The organism is Meridianimaribacter sp. CL38 (assembly GCF_004328055.1).
GTDB lineage: Bacteria > Bacteroidota > Bacteroidia > Flavobacteriales > Flavobacteriaceae > Gaetbulibacter_B > Gaetbulibacter_B jejuensis.
Window position 1 is genome coordinate 96,923 of record NZ_QKWS01000006.1, and the last position, 19,673, is coordinate 116,595.

General features: G+C 35.5%; 17 protein-coding genes. 14 read left to right on the plus strand and 3 right to left on the minus strand.

Annotated elements, in window-relative coordinates:
• The first annotated feature begins 224 nt into the window (after positions 1 to 224).
• The 14 genes from ilvD to argH all read left to right on the plus strand — a co-directional run bounded on the left by ilvD (position 225) and on the right by argH (position 16,329).
• Positions 225 to 1,904 (plus strand): dihydroxy-acid dehydratase, encoded by a 1,680-nt coding sequence (ilvD, locus tag DMZ43_RS13670; protein WP_131508902.1) that lies wholly within the window; start codon positions 225 to 227, stop codon positions 1,902 to 1,904.
• An 11-nt stretch (positions 1,905 to 1,915) separates the two neighbouring features.
• Positions 1,916 to 3,652: a biosynthetic-type acetolactate synthase large subunit gene (gene ilvB / locus DMZ43_RS13675; protein WP_131508903.1), complete on the plus strand. Its 1,737-nt coding sequence runs from the start codon at positions 1,916 to 1,918 to the stop codon at positions 3,650 to 3,652.
• A 2-nt stretch (positions 3,653 to 3,654) separates the two neighbouring features.
• The gene (ilvN, locus tag DMZ43_RS13680) at positions 3,655 to 4,185 is read left to right on the plus strand and encodes an acetolactate synthase small subunit (RefSeq protein WP_131508904.1); all 531 of its coding nucleotides are present in this window, start codon (positions 3,655 to 3,657) and stop codon (positions 4,183 to 4,185) included.
• A 10-nt stretch (positions 4,186 to 4,195) separates the two neighbouring features.
• Positions 4,196 to 5,698 carry a ketol-acid reductoisomerase gene (gene ilvC / locus DMZ43_RS13685; protein WP_131508905.1) on the plus strand — a complete coding sequence of 501 codons (1,503 nt, stop codon included), beginning with the start codon at positions 4,196 to 4,198 and terminating at the stop codon, positions 5,696 to 5,698.
• An 8-nt stretch (positions 5,699 to 5,706) separates the two neighbouring features.
• Positions 5,707 to 6,972, plus strand: a complete 1,266-nt coding sequence (ilvA, locus tag DMZ43_RS13690; protein ID WP_131508906.1) for a threonine ammonia-lyase IlvA — start codon at positions 5,707 to 5,709, stop codon at positions 6,970 to 6,972.
• A 465-nt stretch (positions 6,973 to 7,437) separates the two neighbouring features.
• Positions 7,438 to 8,061, plus strand: a complete 624-nt coding sequence (locus DMZ43_RS13695; protein ID WP_131508907.1) for a GNAT family N-acetyltransferase — start codon at positions 7,438 to 7,440, stop codon at positions 8,059 to 8,061.
• Positions 8,054 to 9,241: an argininosuccinate synthase gene (locus DMZ43_RS13700; protein WP_131508908.1), complete on the plus strand. Its 1,188-nt coding sequence runs from the start codon at positions 8,054 to 8,056 to the stop codon at positions 9,239 to 9,241. The genes DMZ43_RS13695 and DMZ43_RS13700 overlap by 8 nt, the downstream gene beginning before the upstream one ends.
• On the plus strand, positions 9,238 to 10,212 hold the full coding sequence (gene argC / locus DMZ43_RS13705) for an N-acetyl-gamma-glutamyl-phosphate reductase (protein ID WP_131508909.1): 975 nt from the start codon (positions 9,238 to 9,240) through the stop codon (positions 10,210 to 10,212). The genes DMZ43_RS13700 and argC overlap by 4 nt, the downstream gene beginning before the upstream one ends.
• Before the next feature lie 54 nt (positions 10,213 to 10,266).
• On the plus strand, positions 10,267 to 11,067 hold the full coding sequence (gene proC, locus DMZ43_RS13710) for a pyrroline-5-carboxylate reductase (RefSeq protein WP_131508910.1): 801 nt from the start codon (positions 10,267 to 10,269) through the stop codon (positions 11,065 to 11,067).
• Positions 11,064 to 12,194, plus strand: a complete 1,131-nt coding sequence (locus DMZ43_RS13715) for an aspartate aminotransferase family protein (RefSeq protein ID WP_131508911.1) — start codon at positions 11,064 to 11,066, stop codon at positions 12,192 to 12,194. Before proC ends, DMZ43_RS13715 begins: the two co-directional genes overlap by 4 nt.
• On the plus strand, positions 12,191 to 13,129 hold the full coding sequence (locus tag DMZ43_RS13720) for an N-acetylornithine carbamoyltransferase (protein WP_131508912.1): 939 nt from the start codon (positions 12,191 to 12,193) through the stop codon (positions 13,127 to 13,129). Before DMZ43_RS13715 ends, DMZ43_RS13720 begins: the two co-directional genes overlap by 4 nt.
• Complete coding sequence (gene argB / locus DMZ43_RS13725; RefSeq protein WP_187347867.1) at positions 13,126 to 13,902, plus strand: acetylglutamate kinase; 777 nt, start codon at positions 13,126 to 13,128, stop codon at positions 13,900 to 13,902. Before DMZ43_RS13720 ends, argB begins: the two co-directional genes overlap by 4 nt.
• Positions 13,899 to 14,963: a M20 family metallo-hydrolase gene (locus DMZ43_RS13730; protein ID WP_131508914.1), complete on the plus strand. Its 1,065-nt coding sequence runs from the start codon at positions 13,899 to 13,901 to the stop codon at positions 14,961 to 14,963. Before argB ends, DMZ43_RS13730 begins: the two co-directional genes overlap by 4 nt.
• Before the next feature lie 91 nt (positions 14,964 to 15,054).
• Positions 15,055 to 16,329, plus strand: a complete 1,275-nt coding sequence (argH, locus tag DMZ43_RS13735) for an argininosuccinate lyase (RefSeq protein WP_131508915.1) — start codon at positions 15,055 to 15,057, stop codon at positions 16,327 to 16,329.
• A gap of 56 nt (positions 16,330 to 16,385) precedes the next feature.
• On the opposite strand, the gene leuB is transcribed toward argH, so the two are convergent.
• The 3 genes from leuB to leuC form a co-directional block, all read right to left on the minus strand.
• Positions 16,386 to 17,504, minus strand: a complete 1,119-nt coding sequence (gene leuB / locus DMZ43_RS13740) for a 3-isopropylmalate dehydrogenase (RefSeq protein ID WP_129761098.1) — start codon at positions 17,502 to 17,504, stop codon at positions 16,386 to 16,388.
• Positions 17,505 to 17,652: 148 nt separating this feature from the next.
• Positions 17,653 to 18,237: a 3-isopropylmalate dehydratase small subunit gene (gene leuD, locus DMZ43_RS13745; RefSeq protein WP_131508916.1), complete on the minus strand. Its 585-nt coding sequence runs from the start codon at positions 18,235 to 18,237 to the stop codon at positions 17,653 to 17,655.
• Between the two features lie 2 nt (positions 18,238 to 18,239).
• Complete coding sequence (gene leuC / locus DMZ43_RS13750; RefSeq protein ID WP_131508917.1) at positions 18,240 to 19,640, minus strand: 3-isopropylmalate dehydratase large subunit; 1,401 nt, start codon at positions 19,638 to 19,640, stop codon at positions 18,240 to 18,242.
• Positions 19,641 to 19,673: the final 33 nt, after the last annotated feature.

Consider the following 19,673-nt stretch of genomic DNA (forward strand, 5'->3'; position numbering starts at 1 on the left):
AATATTTTATAAAAAAATGCCTTCCTCCTTTCGGAAGGCATTTTTTTATGCATCAAATTCAAATTTTGAACATCATAATCAAATTGAATTAAAGTATTGACTTTCAGTTATTTAAATACTTGTTAAAAGTGTTGAGTTTAGATGAAAATATTACAATGAAAAAGAAAGAACATTGCAAAAAATTACTTTAGAACAACCAAAAGGTTAGAAGATTAATAAACATAATGAGTAAATTAAACAAATACAGTAAAACCGTAACACAAGATCCAACTCAACCTGCAGCACAAGCCATGTTGCATGCCATAGGATTGACAGATGCTGATTTTGAAAAACCAATAGTAGGTATAGCAAGCACAGGTTATGAAGGGAACCCATGTAATATGCATTTGAATGATTTGGCGAAATTGGTAAAACAAGGCACGCAAAATGAAGATGTTGTTGGATTGATTTTTAACACCATTGGTGTAAGTGATGGAATCTCAATGGGAACTCCTGGAATGCGTTATTCATTACCTTCTCGTGATATTATTGCCGATTCTATGGAAACAGTGGTACAAGCCATGAGTTATGATGGTTTGGTAACTGTCGTAGGCTGTGATAAAAATATGCCTGGGGCTTTAATGGCAATGATTCGTTTAAACAGACCTAGCGTTTTGGTGTATGGTGGAACAATTGATTCGGGTTGTCACAACGGACAAAAATTAGATGTCGTTTCTGCTTTTGAAGCTTGGGGCGGAAAAGTAGCAGGAACATTACCAGAAACTGAATACAAAAGTATAATTCAAAAGGCGTGTCCAGGAGCTGGTGCTTGTGGTGGTATGTATACCGCAAACACAATGGCTTCGGCCATTGAAGCATTAGGTATGGCGTTGCCGTTTAACTCATCCAATCCTGCAACTGGGAATGAGAAAAAAGAAGAGGCTGTAAAAGCAGGGGAAGCTGTTAGGTTATTGTTGGAAAGAGATATAAAACCATCAGATATTATCACTAAAAAATCTTTAGAAAATGCGGTGCGTTTGGTAACGATTCTTGGCGGATCTACCAATGCTGTTTTACACTTTTTAGCAATTGCAAGAGCAGCAAAAATAGAATTTACACTCGAAGACTTTCAGCGTATAAGTGATACCACACCGTTTTTAGCCGATTTAAAACCTAGCGGAAAATATCTTATGGAAGATGTTCATGCTGTTGGAGGTATTCCTGCGGTTATGAAATATTTACTAAAAAAAGGACTGCTTCATGGTGATTGCTTAACGGTTACTGGAAAAACTGTGGCTGAAAATTTATTGGATGTTGATGATTTAACCGAAGGGCAAGACGTTATAAAGCCACTCGAAGAACCTATAAAACCTACAGGGCATTTACGTATGCTTTATGGAAATTTAGCTTCTGAAGGTAGTGTGGCTAAAATCACAGGAAAAGAAGGTTTGAAATTTATCGGAAAAGCAAAAGTGTTTGAAGGCGAATATGCAGCAAATGATGGTATTCGCGATGGAAAAGTAGGGAAAGGCGATGTGGTTGTTATTCGATATGAAGGTCCTAAAGGCGGTCCAGGAATGCCTGAAATGCTAAAGCCTACAGCTGCTATAATGGGAGCTGGTTTAGGAAAAGAAGTCGCCTTAATTACCGACGGTCGATTTTCTGGTGGAACTCACGGTTTTGTTGTGGGACATATTGCACCAGAAGCTCAAGAAGGAGGCGCAATCGCTTTGGTTAAAGATGGCGATATGATAACCATCGATGCAGAAACCAATTCCATTTCATTAGAAGTTTCAGAAGAAGAATTAACAAAACGAAGAGAAAAGTGGGTCGCACCAAAATTAAAATTTGATAGAGGTGTGCTTTACAAATATGCAAGAACAGTATCATCTGCTGCGCAAGGTTGCGTAACAGATGAGTTTTAAATACGTAGACTATGGAGAATATTCAAACAATCACAAAAGACGAAAAACAAGTGGTAACATCAACGCGCATTTCTGGAAGTGAAGCTGTGGTGCGTTGTTTATTAGCAGAAGGCGTCGAAACGGTCTACGGTTATCCAGGTGGCGCAATTATGCCAATTTATGACGAATTATATAAGTATCAAGATAAACTACATCATGTACTAACACGTCATGAGCAAGGAGCAACACATGCGGCTCAAGGTTTTGCGCGCATTTCGGGAAAAGTTGGTGTGGCAATGGCTACGTCTGGTCCTGGCGCAACCAATTTAATTACTGGTATTGCCGATGCGCAAATAGATTCTACACCTATGGTTTGTATTACAGGTCAAGTAGCATCACATTTATTAGGTAGTGATGCATTTCAGGAAACCGATATTATTGGTATTTCTACACCTGTAACCAAGTGGAATCATCAAATCACAAAAGCATCTGAAATTCCAGAAGTATTAGCAAAAGCATTTTATATTGCTAAAAGCGGAAGACCTGGACCTGTGTTAATCGATATTACTAAAGATGCACAATTTGAAGAACTAGATTTTGAATATAAAACTTGCGAAGCAATTCGTAGTTACAAACCTGTTCCAGAAACGCAACCAGAACAGGTAAAAGCTGCTGCTGATTTAATCAATAGCGCAAAAAAACCAATGATTGTTTGGGGACAAGGCGTTATTTTGGGTAAAGCTGAAGAAGAATTAAAAGCTGTCATTGAAAAAGCAGGAATCCCTTCGGCTTGGACCATTTTAGGAGCTTCTGCAATTCCAACATCACATCCTTTAAATATTGGTATGGTTGGTATGCATGGTAATTATGCACCTAATAAACTAACCAACGAGTGCGATGTGCTTATCGCAATTGGTATGCGTTTCGATGATCGAGTTACAGGAAATTTAGCAACCTATGCAAAACAAGCTAAAGTCATTCATTTTGAAATTGATCCTGCTGAAGTTGATAAAAACGTAAAGACAGACATTGCTGTTTTAGGTGATGCCAAAACAAGTTTAGCGGCTTTGTTGCCTCTTTTAGAAGCAAAATCTCATGATAATTGGCACAATGAGTTCAAAAAGCTATATGATGTAGAATTTGAAAAAGTCATAAAAAACGATTTGCATCCAACCAAAGAAGGCTTAACAATGGGTGAAGTTTTAAAGCAAATCAATACTGAAACCAAAGGAGAAGCAGCTATTGTTAGCGACGTTGGTCAACATCAAATGATTGCTTGTCGTTATGCCGATTTTAAAGTTTCTAAAAGCAACATTACTTCTGGTGGTTTGGGCACAATGGGATTTGCGTTACCAGCTGCAATTGGAGCAAAAATGGCTGCGCCAAATCGTGAAGTTGTGGCTATAATTGGAGATGGTGGTTATCAAATGACCATTCAAGAATTAGGCACTATTTTTCAAACGCGTGTTCCTGTGAAAATAGTTGTTTTAAATAACGATTTCTTGGGAATGGTTCGTCAATGGCAACAACTATTTTTTGATAGACGTTATGCATCAACTGAATTGGTTAATCCAGATTTTGTTCAGATTGCAAAAGGGTATCATATAGATGCTAAACGCGTCACAAAACGTGAAGAATTAGCTGATGCCGTTAAAGAGATGATCGCAAGCGATTCGGCTTACTTCCTAGAAGTTTGCGTAGAAAAAGAAGATAATGTATTTCCAATGATACCAACTGGAGCTTCGGTTTCAGATGTAAGATTAAGTTAATTATGAGTCAAGAAAACCAAATATATACTGTATCTATTTACACCGAAAATAATATTGGATTGTTAAATCGAATTTCGGCAATTTTTCAACGTCGTCATATCAATATTGAAAGCATTGTGTCTTCTGTTTCCGAAATAAAAGGCGTATCGCGCTGGACAATCGTTGTAAAAGTTACCGAAGAACAAATCAAGAAAATCATCGGTCAAATAGAAAAGCAAGTTGAAGTCATTAAAGCGTTTTATCATACAGATGATGAAACCATTCATCAAGAATCTTGCTTGTTCAAAATAAAATCAGATTTGCTATTTGACGAACGTCAAATTCAAAATATCATTAAAGACAGTAACGCTAATATTGTTACTGTAAACAAGAAATTCTTTGTCCTTGAAAAATCAGGAAGACGACAAGAGTTAGACGAATTACACCAAAAATTAAAACCCTTTGGCATCATGCAATTTGTACGATCAGGACGTATTGCTGTAACCAAAGACGAAATGAAAATATCAGAAATGCTACTAGCATTCAAAAACTAAAACACACACCATGTCAAATTATTTTAACACATTATCATTAAGAGAACAGTTAGCACAATTAGGAAAATGTAGATTTATGGAAGCGTCAGAATTTGAAGATGGCGTTGAAGTTTTACAAGGAAAGAAAATCGTAATCGTTGGTTGTGGTGCACAAGGACTTAACCAAGGCTTAAATATGAGAGATTCCGGATTGGATATTTCTTATGCTTTAAGACCACAAGCCATTGCCGAAAAGCGCCAATCTTATGTACAAGCAACCGATAATGGTTTCAACGTTGGAACTTACGAAGAGTTAATTCCAACTGCCGATTTAGTGCTTAACCTTACACCAGATAAACAGCACACCAATGTGGTAAATGCTGTCATGCCTTTAATGAAAAAAGGAGCGACCTTAAGCTACTCTCACGGATTTAATATTGTTGAAGAAGGTACGCAAGTCCGTGAAGATTTAACCGTAATTATGGTGGCACCAAAATGCCCTGGAACCGAAGTTCGTGAGGAGTACAAACGTGGTTTTGGTGTGCCAACACTTATTGCGGTACATCCAGAAAATGATCCGCAAGGAAAAGGGTTGGCACAAGCAAAAGCCTATGCTGTGGCTACTGGTGGCGATCGCGCTGGTGTTTTAGAATCTTCTTTTGTTGCTGAAGTAAAGTCCGATCTTATGGGTGAGCAAACCATCTTGTGTGGTGTGTTGCAAACAGGTTCTATTTTATGTTTCGATAAAATGGTTGAAGAAGGTATCGAGCCAGAATATGCAGCAAAATTGATTCAATACGGTTGGGAAACTATTACCGAAGCCTTAAAACATGGTGGTATTACCAATATGATGGATAGATTGTCTAACCCAGCAAAAATTGAAGCGTTTAAACTTTCTGAAGAATTGAAAGTGATAATGGCACCATTGTTCCAAAAGCATATGGATGATATCATTTCTGGTCATTTTTCTAAAACCATGATGGAAGATTGGGCAAATGATGACATTAACCTTTTAACGTGGCGTGAAGCTACAGGCGAAACAGCTTTTGAAAAAACACTTTTAACGTCTGAAACTATTTCAGAACAAGAGTATTTTGACCACGGAACATTATTGGTTGCGTTTGTAAAAGCAGGTGTTGAATTAGCTTACGAAACAATGGTTAGTGCTGGGATTATTGAAGATTCTGCGTATTACGAATCGCTTCATGAGTTACCATTAATCGCAAATACCATTGCTCGTAAAAAGTTATACGAAATGAATCGTGTGATTTCAGATACTGCCGAATATGGTTGCTATTTATTCGATCATGCAGCAAAACCATTATTGGTAGATTTCATGAAAACTGTTTCAACCGATGTTGTCGGGAAACCATTTGCAACTAAAAATGATGTTGATAATATTGAATTGATAAAAGTAAATGAAGCTATAAGAAGTCACTCTATCGAAACTGTAGGTAAACGTTTACGTACAGCAATGACAGCCATGAAAGTGATAAAAACCGAAGCTATAAAAGCCGAAGCTGTTTTATCTTAATACAACAAATGAAAGATACACAAACCACATATTTTCCAACATTAGAAGCGGTAATTGCTGCTGCTGATAAATTGAAATCGGTAGTAAATCAAACACCGTTAACCTCAAATTTATACTATTCAAAACTGTACGGTAGCAACATCTTGTTTAAGCGCGAAGATTTGCAAATGGTACGTTCGTATAAAATTCGAGGTGCTTACAATAAAATGGCTTCATTGTCTCAAAGTGAAGTAAAAAATGGTGTGGTTTGTGCCAGTGCAGGAAATCATGCGCAAGGTGTGGCTTTATCTTGCAAATTGCTTAAAATTCACGGTACAATTTATATGCCTTCGCCAACACCAAACCAAAAAATTGAACAGGTAAAAATGTTTGGCGAAGATTATATTAATGTCGTTTTAGAAGGTGATACGTTTGATGATTCTTACCATGCTGCTATGCGAGAGCAACAAGAAACAGGCAAGGCTTTTATTCATCCATTTAATGATGAAAAAGTTATTGAAGGACAAGCAACCGTAGGTTGGGAATTGTTTAACCAAGCGCCAAAACCTATAGATTATGTTTTTGTGCCTGTTGGTGGTGGCGGATTAGCATCTGGTTTGTCAACTATTTTTAAGCAATTGTCTCCAAATACAAAAATTATTGGTGTTGAACCTACTGGAGCACCATCAATGTCAACATCAATTAAAAATGATGAGAATACAGAGCTCGAACACATTGAGAACTTTGTAGATGGCGCTGCAGTAAAAAAGGTAGGTGATAAAACTTTTGATATTTGTAAGCAGAATTTAGACGATATGATTACCATTCCTGAAGGGAAAATTTGTCAGACTATTTTAGAGCTTTACAATAAAGAGGCTATTGTAGTTGAGCCTGCTGGCGCGTTGAGTATTGCTGCTTTAGATGTGTTTGCCGAAGACATCAAAGGAAAAAATGTTGTTTGTGTAATAAGTGGTAGCAATAATGATATAACACGTACTGCTGAAATAAAAGAGCGTGCATTGTTGTATTCAAATTTGAAGCACTATTTCATTGTGAAATTCCCACAACGTGCTGGAGCTTTAAAAGAATTTGTGGTAGATATTTTAGGTCCAAACGATGATATTGCGCATTTTGAGTATACAAAAAAATCCAATCGCGATACTGGTTCGGCAGTGGTTGGTATTGAGCTAAAATCTCAAGAAGATTTAGAACCATTAATCACCAAAATGAAAAACAGAAATTTTTATGGTGACTATCTCAATAATAAGCCTGATTTATTTCAGTTTTTAGTCTAATTTTTTAAATTTTAAGCAATTAAAAGTGCTTATTTTGACAAAATCATAAAATTTGATTAAAATCAACAATTTTTAAACCGTCGTATTTAATTTATTTATAGTTTAGCACTATGAATTTAACAAAAAATAGAAATAGGGAAATTCAACCCACACGCTCAACACTTCGTGAGCGACGTCGCTAATGCTCAAAACCAAGCAAATTAGTTACACATTTTTATTTTTTACCACATTGAACAACCCTTTACAGATATCATTTTTAAAACATCAAGTTATTACTCTTAATAACCATGTTTTAGTACGTCGACGTTTTCCACGTCGCCCGTAAGGGTATGTCTAATTTTTCGGAACTTTAGGTGTGTCCAGTTCCTCTTTCAAAAAAATAATTCCTGATAAAACAGGAATCTCAAAAAAAAAACAAAAACTAGAATTTATTAATAAAATATAACCGTTATCACGGTCTGTATTATGGAAATTGTTATTGCTAACAAATCGCATAGCGTTTATGCCGAAATTATTTGTGAAACCATTGCCGAAGCTGCAAAAGTAAGGGGTACAGGTATTGCAAAACGAAAGCCAGAATATATCATTACCAAGATGGAAAATGGTAATGCTGTCATTGCTTTAGATGGCGATAAATTTGCTGGTTTTTGCTACATAGAACAATGGAGTCACGGAAAATTTGTAGCAAATTCTGGACTAATTGTTCATCCAGATTTCAGAAATATAGGATTGGCTAAACAAATCAAAAAGAAAATTTTTGAGCATTCGCGTGCCAAATTCCCAAATGCAAAAGTTTTTAGTATCACAACAGGTTTAGCTGTAATGAAAATGAATAGCGAACTAGGTTATAAACCTGTGACGTTTTCAGAATTAACAGATGATCAAACCTTTTGGAATGGTTGTCAAACCTGCAAAAACTATGATGTTTTACAACGTACAGAACAAAAAATGTGTTTATGCACAGGTATGTTATACGATCCTTTAAAAGAGGAAAAAACAAGCAATCATAAATTCGATAAAAAAGTCTGGACGCGATTAAAAAGCATTAAACAAACCAGGTTTCTCAAAAAAGAAAAGCAAAATGAGTAAAAAATTAGTCATCGCATATAGTGGCGGATTAGATACATCGTATTGCGCAGTTAGCCTATCAAAAGCGGGTTACGATGTGCATGCGGTAAGTGTAAATACAGGCGGATTTACAAAAGAAGAAATTAACAAAATAGAAGCAAACGCCTATAAAATGGGTGTAGCTACTTACAAAAATATAGATGCTATTGCGTCTTACTATAATAAAGTAATTAAGTATTTAATTTTTGGAAACGTACTTAAAAACAACACGTATCCATTATCGGTAAGTGCAGAGCGAATTATCCAAGCAATCGAAATTATTAAATACGCTAAAAGTATAGATGCAAAATATATTGCTCATGGTAGTACTGGTGCAGGAAATGATCAAGTGCGTTTTGATATGATTTTTCAAACTTTAGCACCAGAAATTGAAATTATCACACCTATCAGAGATCAAAAATTAACCAGACAGGAAGAAATTGATTATCTAAAAGAAAATGGTATTGATATGTCTTGGGAAAAAGCAAAGTACTCAATCAATAAAGGACTTTGGGGAACAAGTGTTGGTGGATCAGAAACCTTAACTTCGGAAAAACCTTTACCTAGCGAAGCCTATCCTTCACAATTAAAACATTCTGATCCTGAAAAAGTCACGTTGACCTTTCTAAAAGGTGAATTGGTTGCTGTAAACGGAATCGAAAACAGTCCAGAAGTTAATATTGAAGTCTTAAATACGTTAGCGTCTGCCTATGCAATTGGTCGCGATATTCATGTTGGCGATACTATTGTTGGGATAAAAGGTCGTGTTGGTTTTGAAGCTGCTGCTGCCTTAATCATCATAAAAGCACACCATTTATTAGAAAAACATGTGTTAACCAAATGGCAGTTACAGCATAAGGATTATCTATCTAATTTTTATGGAATGCATTTGCATGAAGGACAATATTTAGATCCGGTAATGCGAAACATGGAAGCCTTTTTAGAAAGTAGTCAAGATAAAGTTTCTGGTGAAGTGGTTGCGACTTTAAAACCATACCATTTCACATTAGATGGTATTTCTTCAAAACATGATTTAATGAGTGCGAAGTTTGGAAGTTATGGTGAAGAAAACAAAGGTTGGACTGCAGAAGACGCAAAAGGATTCATTAAAATTTTTGGTAATCAAAACAAAATCTATCATCAGGTAAATCAAGAGTTATGATTAAAGCAGGAATAATTGGTGGTGCAGGTTACACAGCTGGCGAATTGATTAGACTTTTAATCAATCATCCTGTAGTAAACATAGATTTTGTGTACAGCACATCCAATGCAGGTAATACTATTGGTAAAGTACATCAAGATTTAATTGGTGAGGATTTAGAATTTTCTAATAAAATCAATCCAAAAGTTGACGTGTTATTTTTGTGTTTAGGTCACGGAAATTCTAAAGCGTTTTTAACTGGTAACAAATTTTCAACCGAAACCAAAATCATAGATTTAAGTAACGATTTTAGACTCGAAAATGATAAGACTTTCAATGGAAAAACATTCGTTTACGGTCTACCTGAATTAAACAAATCAGATATAAAACAAGCTGATTATATTGCGAATCCTGGTTGTTTTGCAACAGCTATACAATTGGCATTATTGCCATTAGCGAATGCAAAATTATTACTTGAAGATGTGCACGTAAATGCGGTTACAGGCGCTACAGGCGCAGGAACTTCACTTTCTGCAACAACTCACTTTACATGGCGTGACAACAATTTTTCATATTACAAACCTTTTACACATCAGCATTTAGGTGAAATTAATCAGTCGGTAAAATTGTTACAAGACAATTTCAATGCACAGATCAACTTTATGCCAAATCGCGGTGATTTTTCAAGAGGAATTTTCGCAACGCTTTACACAAAATTTGATGGTAGTTTTCAAGATGCAAAACAATTGTTTAGTGACTTTTATAAAGACGCAAAATTCACTTTGATTTCAGATGAAAATATTCATTTAAAACAAGTAGTCAATACCAATAATTGCATACTTCATTTACATAAACACGAAGATAAATTATTGGTCACAAGCATCATTGATAATTTATTAAAAGGCGCATCAGGACAAGCTGTGCAAAACATGAATTTAATGTTTGGTTTTGAAGAAACAACAGGTTTAAAATTAAAAGCGAGTTATTTTTAAAAAGTATGAGTGAGTACACTAAACACTACCAACTAAACACTAATTACTAAACAAATGAAAATAGCAATCATAGGAACAGGGAATTTAGGGAAATCGATAGCCAAAGGATTAATCACCAACAATGCGATTACCACCTTGTATTTAACGAAGCGAAATGTGGATAGCTTATCTGAATTTGATGGTTATAAAAATGTGACCATTACAAATGATAACGTTTTGGCTGTACAACAATCAGATATTTTGATTTTTGCGGTTCAGCCAGCGCATTTCGAATCAATTTTAAATGACATTAAACCTTTTTTAACCGAAAAGCATGTCGTGATTTCTACAATTACTGGTTATACCATTTCTAAAATTGAAGCACAAATTGGGACTGATCAGTTTATCATTCGCGCTATGCCAAATACAGCAATTGCAGTTGGTAAATCTATGACGTGTTTATGTAGCAATGCACAAGGTGAAAAACGGATTAAAATTGCGCAAGCTATTTTTAATCGTTTGGGACATTCGTTAGTAATTCCTGAAGCGCAAATGCAAGCGGCAACAGTAGTTTGCGCTAGTGGAATTGCCTTTTGGATGCGTTTGATTAGAGCGACAACACAAGCTGCAATTCAGTTGGGATTTGACTCAAAAGAAGCACAAGAATTAGCGATGTATACTTGTGAAGGCGCAGCTAATTTACTAATCACAAATGGCGATCATCCAGAAGAAGAAATTGATCGTGTTACTACACCAAAAGGTTGCACTATTGAAGGGTTAAACGAGATGGAACACAAAGGATTGAGCTCATCTTTAATTCAAGGAATGGTGGCATCGTTCAATAAAATTAACAACATTAAAAAGGAACAAATATGAGTTTGTTTAACGTTTATCCACTTTTTGACATTACACCTGTAAAAGCAAAAGACGTCTATGTTTACGACGAAAATAATGTCGAATATCTAGATTTATATGGTGGACATGCAGTGATTTCTATTGGGCATTCGCATCCAAAATATGTGTCTGTAATTTCCAATCAAGTGTCAAAATTGGGTTTTTACAGTAATGCAATTCAAAATCCGCTGCAAGTAGCTTTGGCAGATAAGTTAGAAGCGCTTTCAGGTTGTAAAGATTACCAATTGTTTTTATGTAATTCTGGCGCAGAAGCTAATGAAAACGCTTTGAAATTAGCATCATTTCACAACGGAAAAAGTAAAGTTTTAGCCTTTAAAAATTCGTTTCACGGTCGTACATCTGCTGCTGTTGCAGCAACAGATAATCCTAAAATTGTGGCGCCAATAAATGCGCAACAAGAGGTCGACTTTGTCGAGTTAGGTGATTTAATTCCAGTTGAAAATGTTCTGAAAGCAAATGAAACTTGCGCAGTGATTATCGAGTGCATTCAAGGTGTTGGCGGATTGGACGAAAGCACTACCGAATTCTATCAAGGTTTAGAAAGATTATGCAAGCAATACAACACGATTTTAATTGCAGACGAAGTTCAATCTGGTTTTGGTAGAACTGGCGATTTTTTTGCTTTTCAAATGCACAATATCACACCAGATATTATTTCTATCGCAAAAGGAATGGGCAACGGTTTTCCTATTGGTGGTATTTTAATTCATCCCAACATCAAGCCTAGCTTTGGTTTGTTAGGAACAACCTTTGGCGGCAATCATTTGGCTTGTGCAGCTTCACTTTCGGTTTTGGAAGTTTTAGAGGAAGAAAAACTGCTTGAAAATGCAAATGAAATTTCAGCTTATTTTATTGAAAAAGCTAAAGAATTACCAGGCTTGAAAAGTATAAAAGGTCGTGGTTTGATGTTAGGATTAGAATTTGATTTTCCTGTTTCAGAATTAAGAAAACAACTCATACATAAACATCATATGTTTACAGGAAGTGCTAACAATCCTAATTTAATCAGAATTTTACCGCCTTTAACCATTCAGAAAAAACACATTGAAGCCTTTTTTGTAGCACTTAAAAAAGAATTAAACTCATGAAAAAATACACCGAAATAAAAGACATTTCTAACCTAAACGAAACTATAAAGGAAGCTATTTTATTAAAAATGAATCCTTTTGAATTTCAAGATTTAGGAAAACATAAAACCTTGGTCATGTTGTTTTTCAATGCCAGTTTACGAACCAGATTAAGTACAGAAAAAGCAGCAAAGAATTTAGGAATGGATGTGATGGTTTTAAATGTAAACGATGCTTGGCAGTTAGAATTTGAAGACGGAACCGTTATGAATGCCAACACATCAGAACACGTTAAAGAAGCAGCGCAAGTGATTTCGCAGTATGCAGATATTATTGCGGTTAGAGCATTTCCAACATTAACAGATAAAGCCAAAGACCAAAGCGAATACATTTTAAAAAGTTTTGAAAAATATGCTACAGTACCAATCGTTAACATGGAAAGTGCGACAGCGCATCCATTACAAGCTTTGGCAGATGCGATTACGATTACTGAATTGGCAAAAAAACCAAAACCTAAAGTTGTATTGTCTTGGGCACCACATCCTAAAGCGTTACCACAAGCTGTGGCGAATTCGTTTGTAGAAATGATGCAAAATTTAGAGGTTGATTTTACAATAACGCATCCTGAAGGTTACGAGTTAGATAAAAGTATTACAAAAGAAACACCAATAAATTACAATCAAAAAGAGGCTTTAAAAGATGCCGATTTTGTGTATGTGAAAAACTGGAGCAGCTTTGATGACTATGGAAAAGTATTAAATCAAGATGAAAATTGGATGATGACAAAAGACAAGTTAGGCAACGCCAAATTTATGCATTGCTTACCTGTAAGACGTAATGTTGTTGTTGAAGATGCAGTTTTAGATAGTGAAAATTCAGTAGTGATAAAACAAGCCAATAACAGAACATTTGCAGCTCAAATCGTGTTGAAGCAGATTTTAGAAGGATTAAAATGAAAACACTAAAAGTCATAAAAATAGGCGGAAACATTATTGATAATGAACAGGCTTTGCTGTCATTTTTAAAAGATTTTTCTACGATTGAAGAGCCTAAACTATTGGTACATGGTGGCGGAAAATTAGCAACTAAACTTGCCAACCAAATGCAAGTAGAAGTTAAAATGATTGATGGCAGACGGATTACAGATGCTGAAACTTTAGACATTATAACTATGGTTTACGCAGGTAAAATCAATAAAAATATAGTCGCACAATTGCAAGCAAATAACTGTAATGCAATTGGGTTTTCTGGTGCAGATGGCAATACGATTGTATCAGACAAAAGACCTGTAAAAACTATCGATTACGGTTATGTTGGTGATGTAAAACAAGTGAATACAACAACTTTAGAACTACTCTTAAGTAATAATGTCACACCTGTGTTTTGTGCTATTACACATGATAAAAAAGGACAACTATTAAACACCAACGCAGATACAATTGCTTCGGAATTAGCCATTGGATTGTCTAAAATTTTCAATACAGAATTATATTACTGCTTTGAAAAAAACGGTGTATTAAAAGATGTTAATGATGATCATTCAGTGATTGAATCAATAACTTCAGAAAATGTTCAGCAATTGATAGATAATCAAATTATATCAGAAGGCATGCTACCAAAAATTAATAATTGCATACATGCTGTCAATCATAATGTCCAAAAAGTATGTATTGGAAAACCAGAGATGCTTTTCGATAAAAAATCAATCTACACAACCATTTCAAAATGATATCAACGTTAACAGAACAAGCCATTTCGTTGCTAAAACAACTGATAGAAACACCTTCGTTTTCCTCTGAAGAAGACCAAACTGCACAACATATTGAGCAATGGTTTCAGCTTCAAAACATACCATATCAACGCACAAATAATAACGTTTGGGCACTTAATAAATATTTTGATGAGACCAAACCAACCTTACTTTTAAACTCGCATCACGATACGGTAAAACCAAATAATGGTTATACTAAAGATCCATTTAAAGCGATTGTTGAAGATGGAAAATTGTATGGTTTAGGCAGTAACGATGCTGGCGGATGTTTGGTGAGTTTATTGGCAACCTTTGCCTATTTCTATGACAATAAAGACCTAAAATATAATTTGGTTATAGTCGCTTCTGCAGAAGAAGAAAGCAGTGGTGACAATGGTTTAAATAGCATGTTAAGTGTTATTCCAAAAGTTGATGTCGCTATTGTTGGTGAACCAACCTTGATGCATTTAGCGGTTGCCGAAAAAGGTTTGGTTGTGTTTGATGCTGTAATAAAAGGTACACCAAGTCATGCAGCACATCCAAACAATGACAATGCAATTTATAACACGATTTCAGTATTGGATTGGTTCAAAAATTATGAGTTTACAAAAACATCCAAAGCTCTAGGTGAGGTAAAAATGACTGTCACGCAAATCAATGCTGGTAAGCAACACAACGCTGTTCCAGCGAACGTAGATTTGGTGGTTGATGTTCGTGTGAATGATAAATATTCTAATCAAGAGATTGTGGATATTTTACAACAAGAAGCACCTTGTGATAGTATCATTCCGCGAAGCATAAAACTGAATTCGTCATCCATTCCAACCGATCATCCATTGGTGAAAGCTGGAATTGAAATTGGAAGAAACACGTACGGTTCACCAACTTTATCAGATCAAGCAGTGTTAAGTTGTCCGTCATTAAAACTAGGACCTGGCGACAGCACACGATCGCATAGTGCAGACGAATTTATATATATTAACGAAATTGAAGAAGGCATAAAGATTTATATTGAATTGTTAAATCGCGTTATTTTATAAAAGGTCTGTCATTCCGCACTTGATGCGGAATCCAAAAAAGAAAATTAAACTAAACAGAAAGCAGAGATTCCTGCTTTCGCAGGAAAAAATTATGAAACTCTGGGACAAAGGAATTAGCATAGACAAAAAAATAGAACAGTTTACAGTTGGTAATGATCGTGACATCGATTTACACATTGCAAAATACGACGTGCAAGCCTCATTAGCGCATGCTAAAATGTTGCAATCAATTGGTATTTTAACAACTGAGGAATTACAACAATTAGAAAAAGGACTTGAAGATTTAGCATCACAAATTGAAAACGGAACATTTAGCATAGACAATCAGTTTGAAGATGTACATTCAAAAATTGAATTTGAACTCACCAAAACCTATGGTGATGTTGGTAAAAAAATCCACACAGCGCGATCAAGAAACGATCAAGTTTTGGTGGCATTGCAACTATTTTACAAAGCCGAATTAATCAATATAAAATATAAAACAAAAGATTTTTTTGAAACACTTTTAGAGTTAGCTGAAACACATAAAAAGGCATTATTACCAGGTTACACGCATTTGCAAGTTGCGATGCCATCATCTTTTGGGTTATGGTTTTCTGCCTACGCAGAAGTCTTAATTGACGATGTGTATTTGTTAGATGCTGCTTTGAAAACCGTTGATCAAAATCCGCTTGGTTCTGCAGCTGGTTATGGAAGTTCATTCGCAATTGACAGACAATTAAGTACAGAACTTTTAGAATTTTCAACTTTAAAATATAACGTTGTTGCTGCACAAATGAGTAGAGGAAAAAGTGAACGTACCATTGCATTAGCATTAGGTAGTTTAGCCAATACATTGGCGCGTTTTGCTATGGATATTTGCCTGTATATGAGTCAGAATTTTGGCTTCATAAGTTTTCCGGATGAGTTAACTACAGGAAGTAGTATTATGCCTCATAAAAAAAATCCTGATGTTTTCGAATTGATTAGAGGAAAGAGCAATAAAATACAAGCTTTACATCATGAAATGGTGTTGATTACCAACAATCTTCCAAGTGGTTATCACAGAGATTATCAGTTATTAAAAGAAAATATGATTTCAGCCATTATGGATATGCAAGATATTTTAGAGATTTTCAACTATTCTATAAAACAAATAGAAGAAAAATCTATTGACTTAAACGACGAGAAATATCAATATTTATTTACGGTTGACAACATCAATACACTAGTTGAAAACGGTATGAGTTTTAGAGAGGCTTATCAAAAAATTGGTAGTGAAGTACAAAACGGAACCTACAAACCAGATACCTCAAAAGAGCACACACACATTGGCAGTATTGGTAATTTATGTCTGGACGAGATAAAAAATAAATTTCCTGAATAAAAAAAAGCACCTCTTTGGAGGTGCTTTTCTGATTTTAATCAAAATAATTAATCACTCTAAATAATAGTAGATTGACCCAAATGAATATTCGCGAAATTTAGGTTACTATCTTTAGGGTTATTAATAAAGTCTTCAATAAAGTCTCCAACTTTACTTGTTGTTATAGTATTGTTTTTACTGTTTAAATCAGGTGTTGTAATTTCTAGTTGTAACGATTTTTCAACAGCTTCTCTAACCATTTCAGCTTCTTCATGTAACTCAAAATGATCAAGTAACATAGCAGCCGATAAAATAGAGGCTATAGGGTTTGCAATACCTTTTCCGGTAGCTTGCGGATACGATCCATGAATAGGTTCAAACATCGCGTGTTTATCACCAACCGATGCCGAAGCTAATAATCCAATGCTACCACCAATAACACTGGCTTCATCACTAATAATATCACCAAACATATTTTCGGTTAAAATAACATCAAACTGTTTTGGGTTTAATATCAATTGCATCGCAGCGTTATCTACAAACAAAAAGTCTAATGCTACATCAGGATAGTCTTCAGCAACTTGTTTTACAACATTGCGCCATAAACGAGACGTTTCCAATACATTGGCTTTATCAACAAGTGTTACCTTTTTTTGTCTTGTTTGTGCAGCTTTAAAAGCTAAATGCGTAATACGCTCAATTTCTTCACGAGAATATTCACACAAATCTGAAGCGATATTACCATCTTCACTTAATTGTTTTTCACCAAAATAAATACCACCAGTCAATTCTCGATAAATACTAATGTCAGTGCCTTTAATGTTTTCTTCCTTCAATGGAGACTGACTTAAAAGCATGTCGTAAGCCTTAACAGGCCTAATGTTTGCATACAAACCAAGCTCTTTACGTAGCTTAAGCAATCCCTGTTCCGGACGCACTTTTGCATTAGGATTATTATCGTATTTTGGGTCGCCAATGGCACCAAACAAAACAGCATCGCTGTGTTTGCACAAATCTAGCGTAGCATCAGGAAGCGGTTCTCCAGTTTCATCAATAGCAATAGCGCCAACTGAAGCCGATTTAAAATTAAACGTATGGTCAAACTCTTGAGCTATCGCTTTCAATGTCTTGATGGCTTCTTTTGTAACTTCTGGACCAATACCATCTCCTGATAAAACTGCAATATTTAATTTCATAGTCATTTCCTTCGAAAGCAAATCACGCTGCTCTCTTTATTTAGTTATTATTTTGTTGCTTTTTTTGGGCGTTACCACAAGGGTCGCGCTTTCGGCAGTCGCTTCCAGATTCTAACCATCTGGAGAGCTTCAACAAATGCCTCAATCGCTAACGCGATAGCTCAAAAGCTTCTATTTGTTCTTTTTTACTTAATAGATAATCAATATCATCATAGCCATTAATCATACAAGTTTTCTTGTAAGGATCAATGTCAAAATCGGTTTGCAAATTTGTACCATCAACCATTAAGGTTTGTGCTTCTAAATTCACGGTTAATACTGTTTCAGGATTGGTTTTAATAACCTCAAACAAATCTTTTAAAAACCCTTCAGAAACCTGTAAAGGTAACAAGCCATTGTTTAAAGCATTGCCTTTAAAAATATCAGCAAAAAAACTAGAAACAATTACTTTAAAACCATAACCAGCAAGCGCCCAAGCAGCGTGCTCACGACTAGAGCCGCAACCAAAATTATCTCCAGCAACCAATATGCTACCATGATATTTTGGGTTGTTTAAAGCAAAGGCTTCGTTAATGTTTCCTTGTTTATCAAAACGCCAATCTCTAAATGCATTATCGCCAAAACCTTGTTTGTCGGTTGCCTTTAAAAAACGCGCTGGAATAATTTGATCGGTGTCAATATTCTCAATTTCCAACGGAATGGCAGTACTATGAAAAGTTGTAAATTTTTCCATGTTTAAATCAATTCTTCTTCTAGGCTTAACGCTTTAGTGACATCAACAATTTTTCCTTCTACAGCAGTTGCAGCGGCAACTAGAGGACTTGCTAAAATAGTCCTTGCGCCTTGTCCTTGTCTACCTTCAAAATTTCTATTTGATGTTGAAACACAGTATTCGCCTTCAGGAATTTTATCATCGTTCATGGCTAAACACGCACTGCAACCAGGTTGTCTTAATTCAAAACCAGCAGCTTCAAATACTGTTTTTAAGCCTTCTTCTTCTATTTGAGATTCTACTTGCTTACTTCCAGGAACTAACCAAGCAGTTACATTTGGTGCTTTTTGCTTGCCTTTTATATAGTTGGCAGCAACTCTAAAATCTTCAATTCGGGAGTTGGTGCAACTTCCTATAAATACGTAGTTAATAGGTTTGTTTAGCATAAGTTCTCCTTTTTTAAAGTCCATGTATTCTAGAGACTTTTCAAAAGAAGCATCGCTTAAATCTGGGATTTTGGCATTTATTTTTATACCCATTCCTGGGTTGGTACCATAAGTAACCATAGGTTCGATGTCTTTAGCATCAAACGTATATTCTTTATCAAAAGTAGCATCGGTATCAGTAGGAAGTGTTTTCCAGTAAGCAACAGCTTTCTCAAAGGCTTCTCCTTGAGGCGCAAATTCTTTCCCTTTTACATAGGCAAAAGTAGTTTCGTCTGGCGCAATCATGCCACCACGAGCTCCCATTTCAATACTCATATTGCATACAGTCATTCTGCCTTCCATACTCATGTTTTCAAAAACATCACCAGCATATTCACAGAAATAACCAGTACCTGCATTTGTACCAATTTTTGAAATGATGTATAAAATAACATCTTTTGGTAATACACCAGGTTTTAGGGTTCCGTTTACAGAAACACGTAAGCTTTTAGGTTTTGTTAAAAGCAAACATTGACTAGCAAAAACTTGTGCAACTTGACTTGTGCCAATACCAAATGCAATGGTTCCAAAAGCACCATGTGTTGAGGTGTGACTATCACCACAAACCATAGTCATTCCAGGTTGCGTAATACCAAGTTCCGGAGCCATAACGTGAACAATACCGTTGTATTTATGACCAAGACCGTAAAGTGTAATGTTGTTTTTATCGCAGTTTTCAGCCAATTGTTTTAATTGGTTTCTGGATAATTCGTCTCTTACTGGTAAATGTTGGTTTTGTGTTGGTGTATTGTGATCTGCAGTTGCTACAATTTGATTTGGTCTAAAAATAGGAATGTTACGTTCTTCAAGCTCATTAAATGCTTGAGGACTCGTAACTTCATGAATTAAATGTTTGTCTATATATAAAATTTGAGGGCCGTTTTCAATAGAATCGACCACATGTGCATCCCAAACTTTATCGAATAATGTTTTTCCCATAGTTGTTTTCCGCGAAAGCGGTACTCTTTTTTA